At 61.9% G+C, this 18866-nt stretch carries 19 protein-coding genes; 13 read left to right on the top strand and 6 right to left on the bottom strand.

Features of this window, described 5'->3' with window-relative positions; all coding sequences use genetic code 11:
- Nucleotides 1-5: 5 nt before the first annotated feature.
- On the top strand, nucleotides 6-632 hold the full coding sequence (locus VMA09_14610) for a hypothetical protein (protein HUA34837.1): 627 nt from the start codon (nucleotides 6-8) through the stop codon (nucleotides 630-632).
- 93 nt (nucleotides 633-725) lie between these two features.
- A complete protein-coding gene (locus VMA09_14605; protein HUA34836.1) occupies nucleotides 726-4130 on the top strand; it encodes a carboxyl transferase domain-containing protein in 3405 nt (1134 codons plus the stop codon).
- Nucleotides 4131-4206: 76 nt separating this feature from the next.
- Here the strand turns inward: VMA09_14605 and VMA09_14600 are convergent, their stop codons facing one another.
- The 3 genes from VMA09_14600 to VMA09_14590 all read right to left on the bottom strand — a co-directional run bounded on the left by VMA09_14600 (nucleotide 4207) and on the right by VMA09_14590 (nucleotide 5677).
- Nucleotides 4207-4632: a hypothetical protein gene (locus tag VMA09_14600; GenBank protein HUA34835.1), complete on the bottom strand. Its 426-nt coding sequence runs from the start codon at nucleotides 4630-4632 to the stop codon at nucleotides 4207-4209.
- A 51-nt stretch (nucleotides 4633-4683) separates the two neighbouring features.
- Nucleotides 4684-5091, bottom strand: a complete 408-nt coding sequence (locus tag VMA09_14595; protein ID HUA34834.1) for a hypothetical protein — start codon at nucleotides 5089-5091, stop codon at nucleotides 4684-4686.
- Between the two features lie 166 nt (nucleotides 5092-5257).
- Nucleotides 5258-5677, bottom strand: coding sequence for a PaaI family thioesterase (locus VMA09_14590; GenBank protein HUA34833.1), 420 nt, complete (start codon nucleotides 5675-5677; stop codon nucleotides 5258-5260).
- 144 nt (nucleotides 5678-5821) lie between these two features.
- Between VMA09_14590 and VMA09_14585 the strand changes: the two genes are divergently transcribed.
- The 8 genes from VMA09_14585 to VMA09_14550 all read left to right on the top strand — a co-directional run bounded on the left by VMA09_14585 (nucleotide 5822) and on the right by VMA09_14550 (nucleotide 11342).
- Nucleotides 5822-6808: a metallophosphoesterase gene (locus VMA09_14585; protein HUA34832.1), complete on the top strand. Its 987-nt coding sequence runs from the start codon at nucleotides 5822-5824 to the stop codon at nucleotides 6806-6808.
- Complete coding sequence (locus tag VMA09_14580; GenBank protein ID HUA34831.1) at nucleotides 6808-7179, top strand: cupredoxin domain-containing protein; 372 nt, start codon at nucleotides 6808-6810, stop codon at nucleotides 7177-7179. The genes VMA09_14585 and VMA09_14580 overlap by 1 nt, the downstream gene beginning before the upstream one ends.
- The gene (locus VMA09_14575) at nucleotides 7179-7697 is read left to right on the top strand and encodes a DUF2231 domain-containing protein (GenBank protein HUA34830.1); all 519 of its coding nucleotides are present in this window, start codon (nucleotides 7179-7181) and stop codon (nucleotides 7695-7697) included. Before VMA09_14580 ends, VMA09_14575 begins: the two co-directional genes overlap by 1 nt.
- A 63-nt stretch (nucleotides 7698-7760) precedes the next feature.
- Nucleotides 7761-8378: a hypothetical protein gene (locus tag VMA09_14570; protein ID HUA34829.1), complete on the top strand. Its 618-nt coding sequence runs from the start codon at nucleotides 7761-7763 to the stop codon at nucleotides 8376-8378.
- The gene (locus tag VMA09_14565; GenBank protein HUA34828.1) at nucleotides 8365-8751 is read left to right on the top strand and encodes a transcriptional regulator; all 387 of its coding nucleotides are present in this window, start codon (nucleotides 8365-8367) and stop codon (nucleotides 8749-8751) included. The genes VMA09_14570 and VMA09_14565 overlap by 14 nt, the downstream gene beginning before the upstream one ends.
- 25 nt (nucleotides 8752-8776) lie before the next feature.
- The gene (locus VMA09_14560; protein HUA34827.1) at nucleotides 8777-9508 is read left to right on the top strand and encodes a di-trans,poly-cis-decaprenylcistransferase; all 732 of its coding nucleotides are present in this window, start codon (nucleotides 8777-8779) and stop codon (nucleotides 9506-9508) included.
- Nucleotides 9509-9814: 306 nt separating this feature from the next.
- A complete protein-coding gene (locus tag VMA09_14555) occupies nucleotides 9815-10675 on the top strand; it encodes a GNAT family N-acetyltransferase (GenBank protein HUA34826.1) in 861 nt (286 codons plus the stop codon).
- A gap of 76 nt (nucleotides 10676-10751) precedes the next feature.
- Complete coding sequence (locus VMA09_14550; GenBank protein ID HUA34825.1) at nucleotides 10752-11342, top strand: hypothetical protein; 591 nt, start codon at nucleotides 10752-10754, stop codon at nucleotides 11340-11342.
- Here the strand turns inward: VMA09_14550 and VMA09_14545 are convergent.
- Nucleotides 11296-12174: a class I SAM-dependent methyltransferase gene (locus tag VMA09_14545; protein ID HUA34824.1), complete on the bottom strand. Its 879-nt coding sequence runs from the start codon at nucleotides 12172-12174 to the stop codon at nucleotides 11296-11298. The genes VMA09_14550 and VMA09_14545 overlap by 47 nt on opposite strands.
- Nucleotides 12175-12285: 111 nt before the next feature.
- Entirely contained in the window at nucleotides 12286-12510 is a 225-nt protein-coding gene (locus VMA09_14540) for a hypothetical protein (protein HUA34823.1), read from the bottom strand.
- A gap of 304 nt (nucleotides 12511-12814) precedes the next feature.
- On the opposite strand from VMA09_14540, the gene VMA09_14535 reads away from it, so the two are divergent.
- Entirely contained in the window at nucleotides 12815-13186 is a 372-nt protein-coding gene (locus tag VMA09_14535) for a hypothetical protein (GenBank protein ID HUA34822.1), read from the top strand.
- Nucleotides 13179-14750, top strand: a complete 1572-nt coding sequence (locus VMA09_14530; GenBank protein ID HUA34821.1) for a glycosyltransferase family 39 protein — start codon at nucleotides 13179-13181, stop codon at nucleotides 14748-14750. Before VMA09_14535 ends, VMA09_14530 begins: the two co-directional genes overlap by 8 nt.
- Here VMA09_14530 and ppk1 read toward each other — a convergent pair.
- Nucleotides 14747-17002: a polyphosphate kinase 1 gene (gene ppk1 / locus VMA09_14525; GenBank protein HUA34820.1), complete on the bottom strand. Its 2256-nt coding sequence runs from the start codon at nucleotides 17000-17002 to the stop codon at nucleotides 14747-14749. The two genes, VMA09_14530 and ppk1, sit on opposite strands and share 4 nt — an antisense overlap.
- A gap of 242 nt (nucleotides 17003-17244) precedes the next feature.
- Here ppk1 and sthA point away from each other — a divergent pair, with 242 nt between their 5' ends.
- Nucleotides 17245-18642, top strand: a complete 1398-nt coding sequence (sthA, locus tag VMA09_14520) for a Si-specific NAD(P)(+) transhydrogenase (protein ID HUA34819.1) — start codon at nucleotides 17245-17247, stop codon at nucleotides 18640-18642.
- The last annotated feature ends 224 nt before the right edge of the window (nucleotides 18643-18866 follow it).

Below are 18866 nucleotides of genomic sequence, written 5' to 3'. Positions count from 1 at the left end.
AGGGTTTGGCCTCGAAGTTCTTGCGCCGGATGCTTGCGATCGTATCCACGGCGGGTGCGATCGTTGGCATGGTCGGGCGCGGAGTCGCGGCAACGGACGGCGGCTTCATCAACCAGCCGCTGGCTGAAATCCAGAAGACCGATTTCTTTAATTTTTTCAATCTTGCCGAGACGCATCGTGAGGCGGCCGGCGGCGGCACGCAGAAGATCGTGTTCCAGCCGACCGGCGAGAAGTTCCACGACCTCGCGATCGTCACCGTCACGATAAACTCGCACTCGCTCGTGCAGCAGATCGACCTCGCGCTCAAACGATCGTTCATCTCGGGCCGCGATGGAATCTTCGCCGCCGATATTGCCAAGAGCTTCCTCACAGCGGCGCCGCCGCGGCCGGATGCCGACGCGCTGACGATGCTCGCCAACGAGATTCAGTATCGCGCGCGCAGCTCGCAGACCATGATCGTCGGCCCCGGCTACAAGCCGCCGCCGCTTCCCGATCCGCCGACACCCGCCTACCAGACTTATGCCGGCGAGCGCGCGTCAGATTCGAAGCAGCTCGCGAGCTGCACTTTCGAAATCAACAATGAGCATCCGCCCGGTGGCGATCAGCTCAGGATGTCCGTAGCGCTCAGATAGCATCCGCGGGCCTCCGCTACTCTGGCGAGGCGAGGCCGAAAGATGCGATGTTTTCACGACGATCTTTCATTTTTGTACGAGGTAGAGCGCTGAATGCTGCCGACCAGTCTTCTCATTGCCAACCGCGGCGAGATCGCCATTCGCGTGATGCGCGCGGCCGCCGAGTTGGGGATTCGTACCGTCGCGATTTTTTCCGAAGATGACGCCGCATCGTTGCACACGCGTAAGGCTGACGAGGCGCGCGGCCTGAGCGGCCGCGGCGCATCCGCGTATCTCGATATCGAACAAATCGTCGCCCTGACGCTGTCCGCCGGATGCGATGCGATCCATCCGGGCTATGGTTTTCTCAGCGAGAACGCCGCGTTCGCACGACGCTGCAAGGAAGCGGGCATCAAGTTCGTTGGACCGCGTCCCGAGATCCTCGAACTCTTCGGCGACAAGGTGAAGGCGCGCGAGCTTGCGGAGCGATGCCGCGTGCCACTGCTGCGCGGTACGACCGGGCCGACCACGCTCGAAGAGGCGCGCGAGTTTCTGTCGTCGCTCGGCGCCGGCGGCGCGATGATGATCAAAGCCGTCTCCGGCGGCGGCGGCCGTGGGATGCGGGCCGTTCATCGCGATGCCGACGTCGAGGAAGCCTACAAGCGATGCCAGTCGGAAGCGCGCGCCGCGTTCGGCAACAGTGACGTCTACGTCGAGCAGTTGATGCCGCGCGCGCGCCATATCGAAGTCCAGGTGATCGGCGACGGCGTCGCGGTCAGTCATCTCTGGGAGCGCGAGTGCACGGTCCAGCGCCGTCATCAGAAGATCGTCGAGATCGCTCCGAGTCCGAATCTTCCTGACGCGCTGCGAGAGTGGCTCCTCAATTCGGCGTGCCGCCTTGCCGAAGAGGTTCACTACGACAGCCTCGGCACGTTCGAGTTTCTGGTTGAAGCGGGCGATGGCTCAGGCGAAGGCGCGTTCGCGTTCATCGAGGCGAATCCGCGTCTGCAAGTCGAGCACACCGTCACCGAGGAAGTGACGGGTATCGATATCGTCAAGGCTCAGCTCGAAATCGCCGGCGGCAAGACCCTTGGCGAGCTCGGACTCACGCAACAGGACGTGCCCCGGCCGCGAGGTTACGCGATTCAACTCCGTGTCAATCTCGAGACGATGGGCGCGGACGGTGTCGCGAAACCGTCGGGCGGCACTCTCAGCTCATTCGAGCCCGCGAACGGTCCCGGAATTCGCACGGATACCTACGGCTATGCGGGATACACCACGAATCCGAACTATGACTCGCTCATCGCCAAGCTCATCACGTATTCGCCGTCGCCGAAATTTTCCGACGCGGTGACGAAGGCATACCGGGCGCTGTGCGAGTTTCGCATCGAAGGCGCGCCGACCAATATCGGATTTCTGCAAAACCTGCTGCGCCATCCTGATTTTGTTGCCAACAACCTCTACACGCGATTTATCGAAGAGCATCTGAGCGATTTGATCGCACCCGAAGGCGCGTCGCACCGGCGGCTCTACTTCGAGCCGCAGATCGCACCGCGGCTGGCCGGAGCGAAGATCGACACGCGCGATCCGCTGGCTGTTTTACATCACGGCAAATCCGGTGACGGCGCCGCCGCTGCTCCCGCGTCGGCTCCTGTAGCGGTTGCGCCCGCTTCGCAGGTGCAGGGACCCGAGGGAACGATCGCGGTGCGCGCGCCGATGCAGGGCACGATCGTTTCACTCGAAGTCAGGGAAGGCGATCGCGTGCATCGCGGCAAGCAAGTCGCCGTGATGGAAGCGATGAAGATGGAGCACGTCATCAATGCCGACGTCAGCGGCATCGTGCGCCGCGTCGCGGTCGCCAAGGGCGACGCGGTGTTCGAGGGCCATCCCCTGATGTTCATCGAGGAGGCGGAAGTCGCTCAAGCGGCCGTAGCCGAGACGAAGGAAATCGATCTCGATCGAATTCGTCCCGACCTGGCAGAGGTCTTCGAGCGTCACGCTTTTGGCTACGACGAGAACCGTCCCGATGCTGTCGCGCGGCGGCGCAAGACCGGTCAGCGCACGGCGCGTGAAAATATCGAAGACCTTTGCGACCCCGGCACCTTTGTCGAATACGGCCCGATCGTGATCGCGGCGCAACGCCGCCGTCGCACGCTCGAAGACCTGATCGCGCGAACGCCCGCCGACGGCATGATCGCCGGCATCGGCCGCGTCAACGGCAATCTCTTCGATGCCGAGCGCGCGCGCACCGCGTTGATGTCCTACGACTACACCGTGCTCGCGGGCACGCAGGGCCAGCAGAACCATCGCAAGAAAGATCGGATGTTCGAGATCGCAACGCACAACCGCCTGCCCGTCGTATTCTTCACCGAGGGCGGCGGCGGACGCCCGGGCGATACCGACGGCGTCGGCGTGGCCGGCCTCGACTGCATGGCGTTCAACTATTTCGGCAAGATGAGCGCGCTGGTGCCGCTGGTCGGGATCAACTCGGGCCGATGCTTCGCCGGCAACGCCGCACTGCTCGGATGCTGCGACATAGTGATCGCGACCAGGAACTCGAACATCGGCATGGGCGGACCCGCGATGATCGAAGGCGGCGGCCTCGGCATCTTCCGCCCCGAGGAAGTCGGTCCGATGGAATCGCAGGTCCCCAATGGCGTCGTCGATATTCCTGTCGAGACCGAGGCCGAGGGCGTCGCGGTCGCGCGCAAGTATCTGTCTTACTTCCAGGGCCGGGTCCGCGACTGGAACTGCGCCGATCAGCGAATGTTACGATCGATCATCCCGGAGAATCGATTGCGCATCTACGACGTGCGCGCGGTGATAGAGATGCTCGCCGATTCAGGATCGGTGCTCGAGATTCGCCGTCATTTCGGACTCGGGATGGTAACGGCGCTGGCGCGCGTCGAAGGGCGGCCGATCGGAATCATCGCGAACAATCCTGTGCATCTCGCCGGCGCGATCGACAGCCCTGGCGCCGATAAGGCTGCGCGGTTCATGCAGCTCTGCGACGCGTTCGACATCCCGATTTTGTTCCTGTGCGATTGTCCCGGAATCATGGTCGGCCCCGAGGTAGAGAAGACCGCGCTCGTCCGTCATGCGTCGCGGATGTTCGTGGTCGGCTCCAATATCACCGTGCCGTTCTTCACGATCATTCTGCGCAAGGGTTACGGCCTCGGCGCGCAGGCGATGGCGGGCGGCAGCTTCAAGGCCGGGATGTTCACGGTGTCGTGGCCGACGGGCGAGTTCGGCGGCATGGGGCTCGAAGGCGCAGTCAAGTTGGGCTATCGCAACGAACTCGCGGCGCTCAGCGATCCGGCCGAGCGCAAGGACCTTTACGACAAAATGGTCGCGCGGATGTACGAGCACGGCAAGGCCGTTAACACCGCGTCAACTTTTGAGATCGACGACGTGATCGATCCAGCGGAATCGCGCCGCTGGATCGCGGGCGCGCTGGAATCGGCGCCGCAGCCTGCGCCGCGCATTGGGAAGAAGCGCCCCAATATCGATACGTGGTAAGACCCTCCTGAAGCGGGAAAATAAAGAGGCCCGGCGAGTGCTCAGGGCCTCTTCCATCGCTTGGCCGAGCGGTTTTCTAGTCAGCACTGGCAGGGGCGGCGGTCCGGCTTGTACTGTTGAGAAGCAACACTACATTGCCGACAGCGTCGGTGTCATAGGCCGTGAGCGTTAGTGATTCGCAGGCACCCGATTCAGATTGACAGTTTGCCGCGCTGCCATCGCAGGCCGTGACTCCCGCGAAGAACCAGAACAGCGGATGTGGTGCGAAAATTCCGAGTTGATTTTTGCTCAAGCTGACCTTCTTGGTCTGGCCCGGTGCGAGAGTGAAAGTGTTGGTTTCGATCGTCTTGCTGTTGGCGTCGAAGAAATCGACAGCTACCTGGCATTGAACGCCCATACCCGGAGGATAGTCCACGAAAACGTTGGCGTTCTGGCCGAGTGTAAGGCCTGTCAATCCGCTTATCGCAAGGATTAATTGAATCGCCTGGAATAAACCCAGCATCTTTTTGTCCTCAATATGTTAGTCGGTTGCCATCGAGAGATCCGCCAATCTCTAGTTGGATAGTTGGTCAATAAACGGCCGCGAGACGAATCCAGTCTGCAACACTTGAGTTTGGAGGGTGAGCGAGTTCACGGTCTCGATTGATTCGCTGATGTTGCATAGCGTCGGGTCGCAGTTCATTGAATCCGCGGGGCAATTGTTTACAAGCATCGCTTGCTGGGTGAACACACCTCCGCCGCGGCCGAAGGTGAGCGTGCCCGTTTGGCCGAGAGTAAGGTTGAAAGTCCCGGTAGCCACTTGCTTGCCGCTAGTGTTGAACACGTCAACTACGACTTCGCAGGTCGCGGGCGGCACAGTGCCGTCGAGGGAGCCGAATCCTCCCGGCGCGTAAAGGAGATTAATGTTCCCGTACTGGGCTGGGCCTATCGTTAACAATAAGGCCAAGGCAAATATTGGCATTGTTTTCCTCCGGCAGGCAGAAGCCTGACAGTTGGTTTATAGCGAAAACCGGAGGATATATACAAATTGTAAAAATTGTTACCGGATGGTGAGCTAAAAATTACGACCAATCGGTAGCAGGCGTGGGACGCGCGTCGCGAGCCTGATCGTGACGCCCGCGCGCGGGTCAGGTGCGCGGCTCGAGCACCATCTGCGTCTGCGTCACGATCGCGAGCAGGGTGCCGTTTTCGGCGCTGAGCCGCGTCTGCCAGACCATAGTGCGCTTGCCGCGATGGATCGCGGTGCATTCGCCAATCACGCGCGAGCCGACAGGGGCGCGCGCCAGGAAGTTGGTCTTCGATTCGAGCGTTGTGGTCGCGGATCCGCCGCTAAGGTTGAGCATCGTGGCGTGAGCGCCTAGCGTGTCGGCGAACGCCATCATCGCGCCGCCGTGCAGGATCGCCGGCTCAGTGCACATGTCCTCGCGCACGATCATTTCAGCCGTCACACGTTCGGGCGCGCCGGAGAGAAATCTGATCCCGAGCAGCTTCGAGAACGGCGTTATCGATTCATTGAGCCGAGTCAACGCGTCTTTTTCGTTTTCCATGCTTTTCATATCGCAGCGGCGCGCGCGGATTTGAAGAGCCAGTTTTTTGCGCTCGACTGGATCCATCGCAGGGAATAAATCGCCCAGCACCTGAGTCTGCCATTCGAAACGAGCACTGCGTGCACGCTTTCGAAGGAGAACCAGATGAAACGTGAACTCGACCGGCGGTCGTTTCTGCGCATCGCCGGAGCATCGTTGGGGTTCGGCGCCCTCTACCAGTTTGCCGGATCGGCCCTGGGCAACAGCCGCGCGCTTGCGCAGCTCACGGGCGAGATGGGCCGCGCGAATGGCGAGGCGCCGGCGCCATTTACCTTCGTGCAGCTCTCCGACACTCACGTAGGATTCAACGGCCCGCCCGATCCGCTCGGCACCAAGGCCTTCGAGCGCGCGGTGCAAGTGATCAACAAACTGCCGCAGCAGCCCGAGCTGGTCATTTTTTCAGGCGACCTGACTCACGATTCCGAGAAGCAGGACCAGCGCGCCGCGCGGATGAAACAGTTCAAGCAGATCGCATCGACTCTGGGCGTGCAGAATATGCACTACGTGCCGGGCGAGCACGACGCCGCGATCGACGGGGGCGCGCTCTATCGTGAGTATTTCGGCGAGACTTCGTATTCGTTCGATTTCCGCGGCGTTCATTTCATCGCGCTCGACAATGTGTCGCGCGGCAAACCCGCAGTGGGCGCCGAGCACATCGCGTGGCTGCAAAAGGATCTCACACGCTTTCCGAAAACCGCGCCGATCATTGTCTTCACCCATCGCCCGCTCTTCGATCTCAAGCCCGAATGGGAATGGTTCACCAGCGACGGCGACAAAGTCATGAACGTCCTCTCTCCGTATGAGAACGTGACGGTGCTCTATGGCCATATCCATCGCGACGATGTCCACGCGATCGGCCATTCGAAGCACTACGCGGCGCGCTCGCTGATATTCGCGTTCCCCGATCCGGCGCAGGTGCCGGACAAGAAGCCCGTCGCGTTCGACGCCGCGCGGCCGTTCAAGAACCTCGGCATCCGGGTTGTCGATCAGACGAGCGCATCGGCGCCGGCGATCAACGACATCGAGCTCACCGTGAATGAGTATTCGGGCACGGTCGGGATTCAGCAATTACTGAAAAGCGGAGTTGCGTAATGAAGACGAAAACGAAACGAGTGGTGATTTTTCTCGGCACGTTTGCCTTGAGCTCGATGATCGCAGGGAGTTGGGCGCCGTCCGCGCTCGCGCAGGATCCGCAGGTGATCGATATCACGGCAAAGCGCTTCGCCTTTTCGCCCAACGAGGTTCACCTGAAAGCGGGCCAACCGGTGACGCTTCATCTCGTGAGCGAAGACGTGACGCACGGATTCTTTTCACGTCCGCTCGGTCTCGACGAGACGATCCCCGCGAAGCAATCAGTCGACGTCAAGCTCACGCCGCGGACTCCGGGCAAATATTCGATCATCTGCGATAACTTTTGCGGCTCCGGCCACGGCAACATGAAGATGACGTTCGTGGTCGAGTGATGTTCCCCGCATCGATTCAACTGCATCCGATCGTCGACCATTTCACGATCGCGCTGGCGAGCGTTGGCGTAGCATGCGACGTCGCAGGCGCGCTCGCGTCGTTCTGGCGATTTCGTTTGATTCAAAACGGCGCGGAGCGCCTGCGGCGGTCGGCATTGATTCTGATGATCGGCGGAGCGCTCGCCGCGATCGTTTCGTATTTCACCGGCGACGCCGAAGCGAATCGCGTCTGGGACACAATGACTCCGGCGGCGCACACACTCCTGTATTCGGATACGAGTTTGCTTGCCCATGCCACGCTTGGGCGTTACCTGATGTGGACTTTCGTCGCTCTGGCCGCGTGGCGAATCGCGCAGGAGTTGGTACCGATACTCAGTCGGGCGTGGGCCGCATACTTATGCGCCGCACTTGTCGCGACCGGTGCGTTGCTGTACCAGGGCAAGACTGGAGGCGAACTGGTCTACGACTACGGCGTCGGTATCGCGGCGAGGGTGCCAGCAGGCTCCAGCGCACGATAGATTCATCCGCAGCGCTTGACGTGAGCGCGCGCCGCGATTACTTTGCGATACAAAGTGAACGCCATGAAGGACCTGGACGAAGCCCTCGCTGAGATCACCGCGATTCGCAGCCAGATCGCCCGCACCGCGGAGTTCCAGGGCTATGGCCCTGTCACGGTCGCCACGACCGGTCTGATCGCGCTGGTTGCCGGCGAGGTGCAGGCGCACAAGCTCGCCGATCCCGCGCACAACATCATCATCTATATCGCGATCTGGATGGCGACCGCCGTGCTGTCGCTCACGCTGATCGGCTTCGAGATGGTGACGCGGTCGCGCAGCATGCATTCAGGGCTGGCCGAGGAGATGATCCTCACCGCCGTCGAACAGTTCATGCCGGCTGCGGTGGCGGGCCTGCTGCTCACGTCGGTGCTGGTGCGATTCGCGCCCGACGCGGTCTGGATGCTGCCGGGGTTGTGGCAGGTGCTGTTCAGTCTTGGCATTTTTGCGTCGGCGCGATTTCTGCCGCGCGCCACCTATGCCGTTGGAGCATGGTACCTGCTGTGCGGCCTCGCCTGCCTCGCGCTGTCGCGCGAGCAGCATGTGCTGTCGCCGTGGTTGATGGCGCTGCCGTTTGGGCTCGGGCAGTTGCTGGCAGCAGCGGTTTTGCAATGGAGTCAACCGGTAGAAGATGAGCGGTTCTAAGAAAGAGCGCAGCGCGGGCCGCTTCGCCTACGAGGGCCTCGACCGCGTGATTCACGAGCGAGCGCGCCTTAGCGTGCTGACTTCGCTGATCGCGCATCCGCAGGGCCTGCGCTTCAACGATCTGAAACAATTGTGTGCGCTGAGCGACGGCAACCTGAGCCGGCATCTGCAAGTGCTGCAGGAAGCGCGGCTGCTCGAAGTCGCCAAGGGCTTCGACAAGAATCGTCCGCAGACCATGTGCCGCATCACGGCGGTCGGCCGGCGGCGCTACCTCGAATACGTCGAGGTGCTCGAGCAAGTGGTGCGCGACGCGGCCGCGGCGGGCGACACCGAGCGGGCGCGCACGCTGGCGCAGCGGCTCGCCCCGGCCTGAAATTTTTTTGGCAGGAGACTTTGCAATGCAAAGTACTTGGCGTTCTGGAGACGGTATCCACGTCGCGATTATCATGGACGGCAACGGCCGCTGGGCGACGCGCCGCGGCCTGCCGCGCACCGCCGGCCATCGCGCGGGCGCCGATGCCGTCCGCCGCGTGATCGAAGCCGCGCCCGGGCTCGGAATCACGACGCTCACGCTGTTCGCATTCTCGTCCGACAACTGGCGGCGGCCGGTCGAGGAAGTGAACGCGCTGATGTGGCTCTTGCGCGCGTATCTGCGATCCGAAACGAAGCGCTTCATCGAAAGCGGCGCGCGCCTGACAGTGATCGGCCGGCGCGATCGTCTCTCCGCGCGCCTGCGCACTGAGATTCGCCGCGTCGAGCGCACCACCGCCGAAGGCCGCAAGCTGCACGTCCGCGTGGCGCTCGACTATTCCGCCCGCGAGTCGATCGCGCGCGCCGCGGCGAGCTGCGGAGGCAATTCCATTACTGCTGATAACTTCGGCCAGCTGATCGCGCAGGCGCTCAGCGACCAATCGGGTCCGACGGAAGTCGATTTGCTGATTCGCACCGGCGGCGAAAAGCGTCTCTCGGATTTTCTGCTCTGGGAATCCGCCTACGCGGAGCTGATTTTCAGCGACACGATGTGGCCCGACTTCGATGGCAACGAATTGCGCGCCGCGGTGGAAGAGTTTCGTCAAAGAGAACGCCGCTTCGGTGGCCTCGGAAACGAGACTCACGCCGCCGGTAGATGAAATAAGGAAGGCGCTTCGCGCGATGTCTGGCACCGGCCCCTTTGTGGGCCTCCAAGATCCCTCGACTGCGCTAGGGATGACAGATTGGATGGCAGCCAACAATCAAAACGACAGAAAAGGTGTTTTTCTCACAGGCTCTCGCGATGACGGGGTGGTTGGCGGCCATCGACTAAATTCTATCGTTCAGATGACAATCAGACATTCGAGAACGACCGTTGGGTTCGCTCGTTAAACAGATTGACAACGGTGGACTGTTTTCATCGCCCGCGCGATAGTGCGTTTTGATTTCTGTCGCGGAGGCTGACCATGGACATCACTTTGCGTGCGGGCAAGCCGGAAGATTCGCAGGAGTGCGGGCGGATTGCTTATGAGGCGTTCAGGGCGATCGCCGAGGAGCACGGTTTTCCGCCGGACTTTCCCTCGCCCGAGGTCGCCTCGACGGTCGTCAGTCACATGCTGCGTCATCCGCAGACTTACTCCGTGGTCGCCGAGTCCGGCGGCAAAATCATCGGCAGCAATTTCATGGACGAGCGTGCGATCATCGGCGGCATCGGGCCGATCAGCGTCGATCCCGAGGTGCAGAACAGCGGCGCCGGCAAGGCGATGATGCTGAATGCGCTCGAGCGCGTCGCAAAGCGCGGCTTTCCGGGAGTGCGCCTCGTGCAATCCGCGTATCACATGCGATCGCTGAGCCTCTATACGAAAATCGGATTCGATCCGCGCGAGACGTTGTCGGTGTTTCACGGTCCTGCGCTCAATGTCTCGATCGAAGGTTTCAAGGTTCGCGATGCCGCCAGGAAAGATCTCGATGCGTGCGACGAGCTGTGCCGGTACGTGCACGGATTCGAGCGCGGCAGCGAGCTCTCCGACGCGATCAATCGCGGCGGCATTGCGAAAGTTGTCGAGCGCGGCGGCCGAATCACCGGCTACACGACGTCGATCGCATTCGGCGGCTATAGCGTCGGCGAATCCAACGACGATATCCAGGCTCTCATCGGCGCAACACGCGAGTTCGACAAGCCCGGCTTTCTGGTGCCGTCGTGCAACGCCGAGCTGATGCGCTGGTGCCTCGCGCGCGGTCTGCGGGTCATCATGCAAATGACGCTGATGACCATCGGGCTCTACAACGAGCCGCGGGGCGCCTACCTGCCATCGATACTGTTCTGAGCTTGATCGCGCCGCCGATGCGCCGCTAGCCTCAAGCGCGCGCGAAATTTGTTGATCGCTCGATATGGAGGAGCAGGTGGCAGAACCTCAGAGCACACCCGGTGAGCAAGCGCCGCCGGCCGCGCCCAAGCCTTGGCCGGCGCGCATGGAAGCATCGGTGCTGGAAAAGGTGCTGGTCGCCGGCTCGCTCGGCGTGCTGGTGATGATCGGGCTGTTCCTCACCAACTACTCGGCGCATCGCGGCCGGCTCTACTGGAGCGCGATGTTCCCGATCTTCGGCCTGATCAGCCTGTGGAACGCGACCGTCGGGCGCCAATTCAGCGAGCCGCTGATGCCGACGGTGATCAAGCACGCGCTGCACTGGCTGGTGCCGATTCTCGCGGTGTGGATCGTTTTCCTCGAGCTCAGATGGGGTCAGATGGATGCCGACGCGGTGGCGCTCATGACGGTGCTGATTCTGGCCGTGACCTGCTTCCTCGCCGGAGTGCATCTTGATCGCAGCTTTCTGTGGGTGAGCGCGATCCTCGCGCTCGCGAGCGTCTTCGGGACCGAGATCGAAGGCTACATCTGGATTATCGCAGTGCTTGCGATCGCTGCGATCGCAATCACTGTCTATTCGCTTATTCTGCTGCGACGCCATCATTGGGGCGTCGCGCACCGGCAATAGCGGCAAGGCTCGCGATCTTCTGCTCCACTGCGCTCGCACCGGGCGCGGCTTTTTCTGCGACGACGATCATGCGCTTGCCGAACAGCATCGCAGGCGAGAATACGTGGGCGAGAATCTCTCGCGCGACGGGCGCTGGCGTTTCCGGCTGATGCTTCGAGCGCGCCTTCTGCGCCGCGGCGCGCAGCGAGAATTTCGATGCCGCGTAGAAAATCGGCACGCTCCACGCCAGCGCAACCGCGGTCGGGCTGTACTGATCGGTGAAAACCCGCAGGCGGTCGAAACCGCTCAGCCGCAGGATGTAGCGCATCCTGAAGTAATCGATCATGAAGATGTGGCCGTGGTAGAGGCGCTTGTCGGCCGCGATGCGCAAGGTCTGGACTTCGTTGGCGAGGCCGCGGCGCAGGTTGCGCTGGCTCGTGAGCAACTGGCTGAAGCGCGACGACAGATGCATCAGGCTCGGCGTCGTGATGACGATCTGCCCGCCGGGCTTCATCACCCGCGCGCATTCGCGGACGAAACCCACCTGGTTCTCCAGGTGCTCGATACCTTCGCGCGAAAGCACGTAGTCGAAGACGCCGTCGCGAAATGGCAGCGCGTGGTTGGCGTCGGCGCAGACCTTGCGCTCGCCGGCTTCGGCTCCCGTGAACAGATCGACCGAGACGACCGAGTAGCCAAGCGCCTGGAGCGCGCGCGACTGCAAACCGCCGCCGCTGGGGACGTCGAGCACGCGGCCAGGCTTCATCTGCGCGAACAATCCCGCCCGGCGCCCGCCGCTTTTGATCATCACGTCCATGGAAGAGGAGTTGACTGAGTCAGCGACTTGGTTGCTCAACAGCGAAACCGATGCGCCCCTTCGAGAAGATTCTGCAACTTCATCGGCATTCGTATAGCACGGTGACCGTCGCGGTCCGAGTATCGCGGAAGTGCGGGGAAGCTCGACCAACTAGCCGATGGGACGAATCTGGCGGCGCGATCGCTTGAGCTTATGAAACAAAAACTCGATTCGCCGGTAGGCTTCGAGCGGCGAGAGCTTTCCGCTCGTCTCGAGCGACGAGATCATCGCGGTGCGCTGCGCGAAGTCCTGCAACTCCTGGTCAAACCGCACGTAATCGGCGCGATCTTCGCCGTGAAACTCCAGACGCGCAAAGATAAATTCCGAGGTCGTCATCAAAGAGCCTCCTCCGGTAACCAACGAGCCCGCTTCGTCGCGCGCCCGGCTACCGCAGCAGGCTACGCGCGAAGTCCCTGACGCCGCGGCCAATCACCATCTGTGCGGTGGGTCGATGGCGTCGCGAATCTTCTTAAACCGTCGTCATCCATGGAGCCTTCTCAGCGCCTTAACCTGCCTTCGTTGCTCTGAAAATAATCTTAGACATTCGCCGCCCTCAACGCGACCCATACGAAGATATTAGTGCGCAATCGCAAACGCTGCGCGCGATTTCTATAATCGGCTATGCTGGGGAGGCAAACCTATGAGGCACAAAGTTCTCGCCGCGGTAATCGCGTTCACAGTGCTCATGGCCGCGCACGCATTCGCGCAGACCGATTCGGACGCGGGCCGCAAAGTGCTCGGCACGGTGGTCAACGGCAATACGACGATCGAGTTTGAGGCTGCCAACCGCTCCGATCTCGACAACCAACAGTTGCGAGCGTGGGGCGACTTCGCGGCGGCGCATGCGAAAATCGCGTCGGCGCTCGGCAGCAATCCGTCGCTCATCTCGAACGACGGTTACGTGAACAAGCACGCCGATCTGGCGAAACTGTTCACCGACAATCCCGGGTTGCGCGATGCGATGGCGGCGAACCCGGGAAATTTCGTCGTGCCTGTCAATCCGAGTGAGTAGCAGCGTCCGTCTCGATCGCGAGCCGAGCGCGCCGGCGCCCCGCGAAATCGATCTTCTGCCGTTATCGGTGACCAGGCTCAGCGACGCGAAAATCATCGCGGCGATCGCTGCGCTCGCACTCGCGATTCGCATCTACCTGAGCATCTTCGCCTATTGCATCTCGGGCGACGGCATCATGTACGTGCGGATGGCGCAGGATATCGCCGCCGGGCGCTATGCGCACGCGCTGCAGTCGGTTTTCCCGCCGCTCTATCCGGCGCTGATGGCGTTGCTTCACCTGCTGTTCCCGGATTGGGAGTTGTGCGGCGATCTGATTTCCGCGCTGCTCGGCGGGCTTACCGTCATCCCGATTTACTTTGTGATGCGCGAGGTCACGAAACGCCGCGATCTCGCGATCGTCGCGGCAGCAATCGTCGCGGTCGACCCGCCTCTGGTGCGATATGGCGCGAGCGTGCGCACCGAAGCCGGCTACATCTGCCTGCTCGCGATCTCGGTGTGGTTCGCGATGCTCACGCTCAAGCGGCGCAGCCTGCGGTTCGCGGCACTCGCGGGCGTGCTCACTGCGATCGCGTATTTCTACCGTACTGAGGCCGTCGCCTACGCGGGTTTTGTGCCGGTCTTCATCGTGATCGGCGCGTTGCTTTGGCGCGAGTGGGGCTTGGGCTTTGCGCTGGCAGCCGCAGTCGTATTCGGCGCGAGCTACCTGATCGTCGGCTCGCCGTATATCGCAGTCATCAGCGCCAGCTCCGGTCATTTGGCCTTCAGCCGCGAGCTTCACGCCGCGGTGATGTACGGGATGGGCGATGCATCGAGCGATCCGCAGAAGTGGCGCCATCTCGGCTATCATGACCAGGTGCCGCTGCTCATGCCGCTCCTGACCGAGCCGCGGGTTTTTCTCGGCAAGCTGCTCTCCGATTTCGTGATGTCCTTCTATTTCCTGGCCGAGGCGCTGACGCCGGTGCTCGCGCCGCTGCTCGTGCTCGGAATCTACCGCCGCGGCCGCCAGATCCTGGCGCGCTGGCCCGACGCATTCCTGCTCCTCATGATCGCCTTCTACTTCTGTGGTTTCGCGGCCACCTACACGGGCCCGCGCTTCATGACGCACCTGATAGCGTTCATGTTCGGATGGGTCGTGCTGGGGATCGCAGAGTTGGCTGGACTGCTGGGGATGATAGCGGCCGCCAAGCGGGTCAGCTTCGCATGGATCGCGTTGGCGATGCTCGCGATCCTGACCGCGATTTCGATCCAGAACGATTCGTATGACATTCGTGGGATCCGCTATGCCGGCGAGGAGGTCGCGCGGCTCAGCCAGTCGGCGTCAATCGTCTCCGACGATCGGCGCTACGCTTTTTATGCCGGCGCGGAGTCGATTACATTTCCCGACCAGCAGCCGCCGGATTTCTGCCGATGGATCACCGCGCAGCACGGCCAGGTCTACGTCGCGCTGACCGACAAGGAAGAGATGCACTACGGCGTCGCGGGCGGCGCGCCCTGCCTCGAGCGGGTCGCCCGCTATCCGCGCGGCGACAACCGCTACATCGACTTGTTCAAGGTTCGCAACTAGTCCGAGCGCCCATTCTGTTTGACGACGCGCCGCGCGAAACCCTTGGAGCGGCGCTTGCGCAACTTGGTCGCTTCACGCTGACGCTTGTCGGATAGATCGATCATCGCCTGCTGGCATCCCAGGTCGCCATCGGGCGCCGAGGTTTTGATGTAGCTGCCGTCGGACTGCATCTCCCATGCACATCGATTCGGCGCGAACTGCAGGTCGAGGATCTGCCGCAGCTCCTTGCGCAGTTGGGGATCTTCGACCGGGGTCACGGCCTCGACGCGGCTTTCGAGGTTGCGCTTCATGCAATCCGCCGAGCCGATGAAATATTCTTCGCGCCCGCCGTTGCGGAAATAATAAATGCGCCCGTGCTCGAGGAAGCGTCCGACGATGCTCACGACGCGAACGTTGTCGGAAATTCCAGCAAGTCCTGGCCGCAAGCGGCACGTGTCGCGCACGATGAGCTCGACGCGCACCCCTGCCATCGACGCGCGATAGAGCGCGCGCGTCACGTCGGCATCTTCAAGCGCGTTCATCTTGAACTGGATCAGTCCTGGAGTGGCCGCCGAGTGCAGACTGATCTCGCGATCGATGCGCGCGATGAGCGCTTTCTTGAGCAGCGTCGGCGCGGGCAGCAGCTTGCGATAGTTGCGATCCGGAACGTAACCGGTTGTCAGGTAGTTGAACAACTCGGTCAGGTCTTCGCCGATCGCCTCGTCGCAGGTGAGCAGACCGAAGTCAGCGTAGATGCGCGCGGTGCCGGCGTGGTAGTTGCCGGTCCCGATATGAGCGTAGCGTCTCAGCCCGGTGTAGTCCTGGCGCACAACCAGGATCACCTTGCTATGCGTCTTGAGTCCGACCACGCCGTAGGTGACGTGGATTCCGTACTCCTCGAGCTGCTCGGCGAACTGGATATTCGCCGCCTCGTCGAAGCGCGCCTTGAGCTCGACCGCAACCGCGACCTGCTTGCCGTTGCGCGCCGCGTCGCACAGGTAGCCGATCAGCTTTGAGTCGCGCGAGGTGCGATAGAGCGTCATCTTGATCGCGCGGACCTTGGGATCCTCAGCCGCCTCGCGCAGCAACCGCTCGACCGAGGTCGAAAACGATTCGTAAGGATGCAGCAGCAGGATCGATCCCGCGTCGCGGATCACGTGAAAGATATTGCGCTCGGGCGTCAGGCGCGGATGGTCGATCGGATGATGCGGCGCATCGTGCAGCACCGGCATGTCGATCGACCCGATCTCCATCAGATCGCGCAGCGCCATGATGCCATCGACTTCGAATACGTCCGAGCGCTCGTCGAGGCCGAGCTCCGCCGCGAGCATTCCGCGATGCACGGGGTTCATCCCGGTCATCACTTCCAGGCGCACGATCGGCGCGAAGCGGCGGTCGCGCAATTCGGACTCGATGAGCGCGAGCAAATCGTCAGCCTCGTCCTCGTCGCGCTCGGTATTGGCGTTGCGCGTCACGCGGAACAGCTCGCAGGAGATGACCTCCATCGCCGGAAAAAGCAGATCGAGGTTGTTCGCCATCACGTCTTCGAGCCGGACGTAATCGTTGCCGCGGCCGACGCGCAGGAAGCGGCGGATACCGAATCCCAGCGGCACCTTCACGCGCGCCATCAGCGGATCGGAATCCGCGTCGTAGCGCACCGTCACCAGCAGGTTGAACGACAGGTTCGAGATGAAAGGAAACGGATGCGCCGGATCCATCGCCTGCGGTGTCACCAGCGGAAAGATATTGCGGAAGTAGTACTCGCGGATTTCTTCCTGCTGATCATCGGTGAGATCGTCGTAATGGCGGATTCGAATGCCGTGCTCGGCGAGCTCGCTCAGCAATTCGGGCAGCAGCTCGCGCTGACGGGTGTCGAGCTGGCCCACGATCGCGGTCGCCTCGGTGATCTGCTGTTGCGGCGTGCGGCCGTCGACCGTGACTTCCTGGAGCCCCGCGACGACTAATTGCTTGAGGCCGCCGATGCGCTTCATGAAAAATTCGTCGAGGTTCGACGCGGTGATGGCAAGGAATTTGAGCCGCTCCAGGAGCGCATTGCGCGAGTCACCCGCCTCGAACAGCACCCGCTTGTTGAACTCGAGCCACGTCAGCTCGCGATTCAGATAGAGCTCGGGCGAGCTCAGGCGCGGATCGTTCTGCTGCGGCACCAGGCGCGGGGCGCGTTTGTGGCTGTCGTGATCGGAATCAGCGCGGGCTGACGAAGTCCCCGAAAATTCTGCGGAAAGCGATGCGACTGACTCAGTTTCGTTGGCCATCGTGGACTCGTGATGCCTCCCTGACGTTCGTCATTCTACTAGGCGCGCAGCACTGATTCCTATCCTGCTACCGTGTGATTTGGTTCATGCCGATTTAGTGGATGTTTTGATTTTGTGACGCTTTTGCGTCGAACACAAAAGGAACTTGCTGAGCAAAGCAGGCGGAAATCTGACGAATATCGATCGGTACTGGCAATAGCTTCGATAATCTTTGAAACTGTTGTGCAGGCGGAGAATTCGGCATGGCTCAATTCGACTATGACCTGGTCGTCATTGGTTCGGGACCGGCGGGCCATCACGCCGCGATCCAGGGCGCGAAACTCAACAAGCGCGTCATGATCGTCGAGCGGCGGCCAATCGTCGGCGGCGTATGCATCAACGTTGGCACGATCCCGAGCAAGACGATGCGCGAGGCGGTCATCTATCTGTCCGGCTATCGCGAGCATGGCATCTACGGCGAATCCTACAAAGTGAAGGAAAAGATCACGTTGCAGGATCTCGTCTTCCGCATCGATCCGGTCGTGCGTCACGAGATCGATGTGATGCGCCATCAGCTCCAGCGCAACGGCATTGAGCTGGTGACGGCCGAAGCATCGTTTGTCGATGCGCACTCGATCAGCCTCAATCAAGGCGACGGACATCGCGTCGTCAGCGCCGATAAGGTCGTGCTCGGGGTTGGCACTGAGGCCGCGATCGATCCGCGGATGCCGCTGGACGGGCAGTGTATCTTCTCCAGCGACGATATCATGAACGTCGATTCGCTGCCGCGGACGCTGACTGTCATTGGCGCCGGCGTCATCGGATGCGAGTACGCCAGCATGTTCTCCGCGCTCGGCGTGCGCGTGACGCTCATCGACATGCGCCCGCGGGTGTTGCCGTTCGTCGATTCGGAGCTGATCGAGGCCCTCACCTACCAGCTCCGCGAGCGGCGCGTGACGCTGCGCCTCGGTGAGAAGGTCGAATCGGTTGAAGTCGTCGAAGACGGCGGCGGCAAGCACGTCAAGGTGGTGCTCGCGAGCGGCAAGCAGATCATCACCGACAAGGCGCTCACCAGCACGGGGCGCGTCGGCGCGACTTCGAAGTTGAATCTCGAAGCGGCGGGACTCAAGACCGATGAGCGCGGCCGGGTCAAAGTCAACGGCTTCTACCAGACCGAAGTTCCGAACATTTACGGCGCCGGCGACGTGATCGGTTTCCCGAGTCTCGCCTCGACCTCGATGGAACAGGGGCGGCTTGCGGTTTGCCACGCGTTCGGCCACAGCGCGACGTTTGCGCCTGAGCTGTTTCCCTACGGCATCTACACGATTCCGGAGATCTCGTTCGTCGGGCGCACCGAGGACGAGCTCACCGAGCACGGCGTACCGTACGAAATCGGCAAGGCGCAGTATCGCGAAATCGCGCGCGGCCAAATCGTCGGCGACAGCATCGGGCGCATGAAACTGATCTTTCATCGCGACACGCGCGAGCTGCTCGGCGTGCACATCATCGGCGAGGGCGCGGTCGAGCTCGTGCATATCGGGCAGGCCGTGCTATCGCTGGGCGGCAAGATCGATTATTTCGTCGACACCGTTTTCAACTATCCAACTCTCGCCGAATGCTACAAAAACGCCGCCTTCGACGGCATCAACCGGCTGGGCTAGCCGCGCGCTCCGCTGCCGGCGAGCATTGCCGAAATTCGGTAGGAATCATCTAATCTGATTTAGTCAGATTGTATGATTCGAACCATCAGCGCGACGGAACCAGCACGCAATCTGAACCGTGTGCTCGATTCGCCTGGCCACTGAGGGCGGGAGAATTGGTAATCGAGCGCAGCTCTCAACCGCTTGCGCGCCCGGTTTCGGCGCCCTCCCCGCATACCGCGATC

The sequence above is a fragment of the Candidatus Binataceae bacterium genome (genome assembly GCA_035508495.1).
Taxonomy (GTDB): Bacteria; Desulfobacterota; Binatia; order Binatales; family Binataceae; genus JASHPB01.
This window is presented reverse-complemented; position numbering and strand designations above follow the sequence as displayed.

Coding starts and splice junctions, on each gene's coding strand:
- VMA09_14580 (HUA34831.1), top strand. CDS start 6,808: ATGAAGACGAAAACGAAACGAGTGGTGATTTTTCTCGGCACGTTTGCC.
- VMA09_14540 (HUA34823.1), bottom strand. CDS start 12,510: ATGACGACCTCGGAATTTATCTTTGCGCGTCTGGAGTTTCACGGCGAA.
- ppk1 (HUA34820.1), bottom strand. CDS start 17,002: ATGGCCAACGAAACTGAGTCAGTCGCATCGCTTTCCGCAGAATTTTCG.
- VMA09_14595 (HUA34834.1), bottom strand. CDS start 5,091: ATGCCAATATTTGCCTTGGCCTTATTGTTAACGATAGGCCCAGCCCAG.
- VMA09_14555 (HUA34826.1), top strand. CDS start 9,815: ATGGACATCACTTTGCGTGCGGGCAAGCCGGAAGATTCGCAGGAGTGC.
- VMA09_14585 (HUA34832.1), top strand. CDS start 5,822: ATGAAACGTGAACTCGACCGGCGGTCGTTTCTGCGCATCGCCGGAGCA.
- VMA09_14570 (HUA34829.1), top strand. CDS start 7,761: ATGAAGGACCTGGACGAAGCCCTCGCTGAGATCACCGCGATTCGCAGC.
- VMA09_14565 (HUA34828.1), top strand. CDS start 8,365: ATGAGCGGTTCTAAGAAAGAGCGCAGCGCGGGCCGCTTCGCCTACGAG.
- VMA09_14560 (HUA34827.1), top strand. CDS start 8,777: ATGCAAAGTACTTGGCGTTCTGGAGACGGTATCCACGTCGCGATTATC.
- VMA09_14605 (HUA34836.1), top strand. CDS start 726: ATGCTGCCGACCAGTCTTCTCATTGCCAACCGCGGCGAGATCGCCATT.
- VMA09_14600 (HUA34835.1), bottom strand. CDS start 4,632: ATGCTGGGTTTATTCCAGGCGATTCAATTAATCCTTGCGATAAGCGGA.
- VMA09_14575 (HUA34830.1), top strand. CDS start 7,179: ATGTTCCCCGCATCGATTCAACTGCATCCGATCGTCGACCATTTCACG.
- VMA09_14590 (HUA34833.1), bottom strand. CDS start 5,677: ATGGAAAACGAAAAAGACGCGTTGACTCGGCTCAATGAATCGATAACG.
- VMA09_14535 (HUA34822.1), top strand. CDS start 12,815: ATGAGGCACAAAGTTCTCGCCGCGGTAATCGCGTTCACAGTGCTCATG.
- sthA (HUA34819.1), top strand. CDS start 17,245: ATGGCTCAATTCGACTATGACCTGGTCGTCATTGGTTCGGGACCGGCG.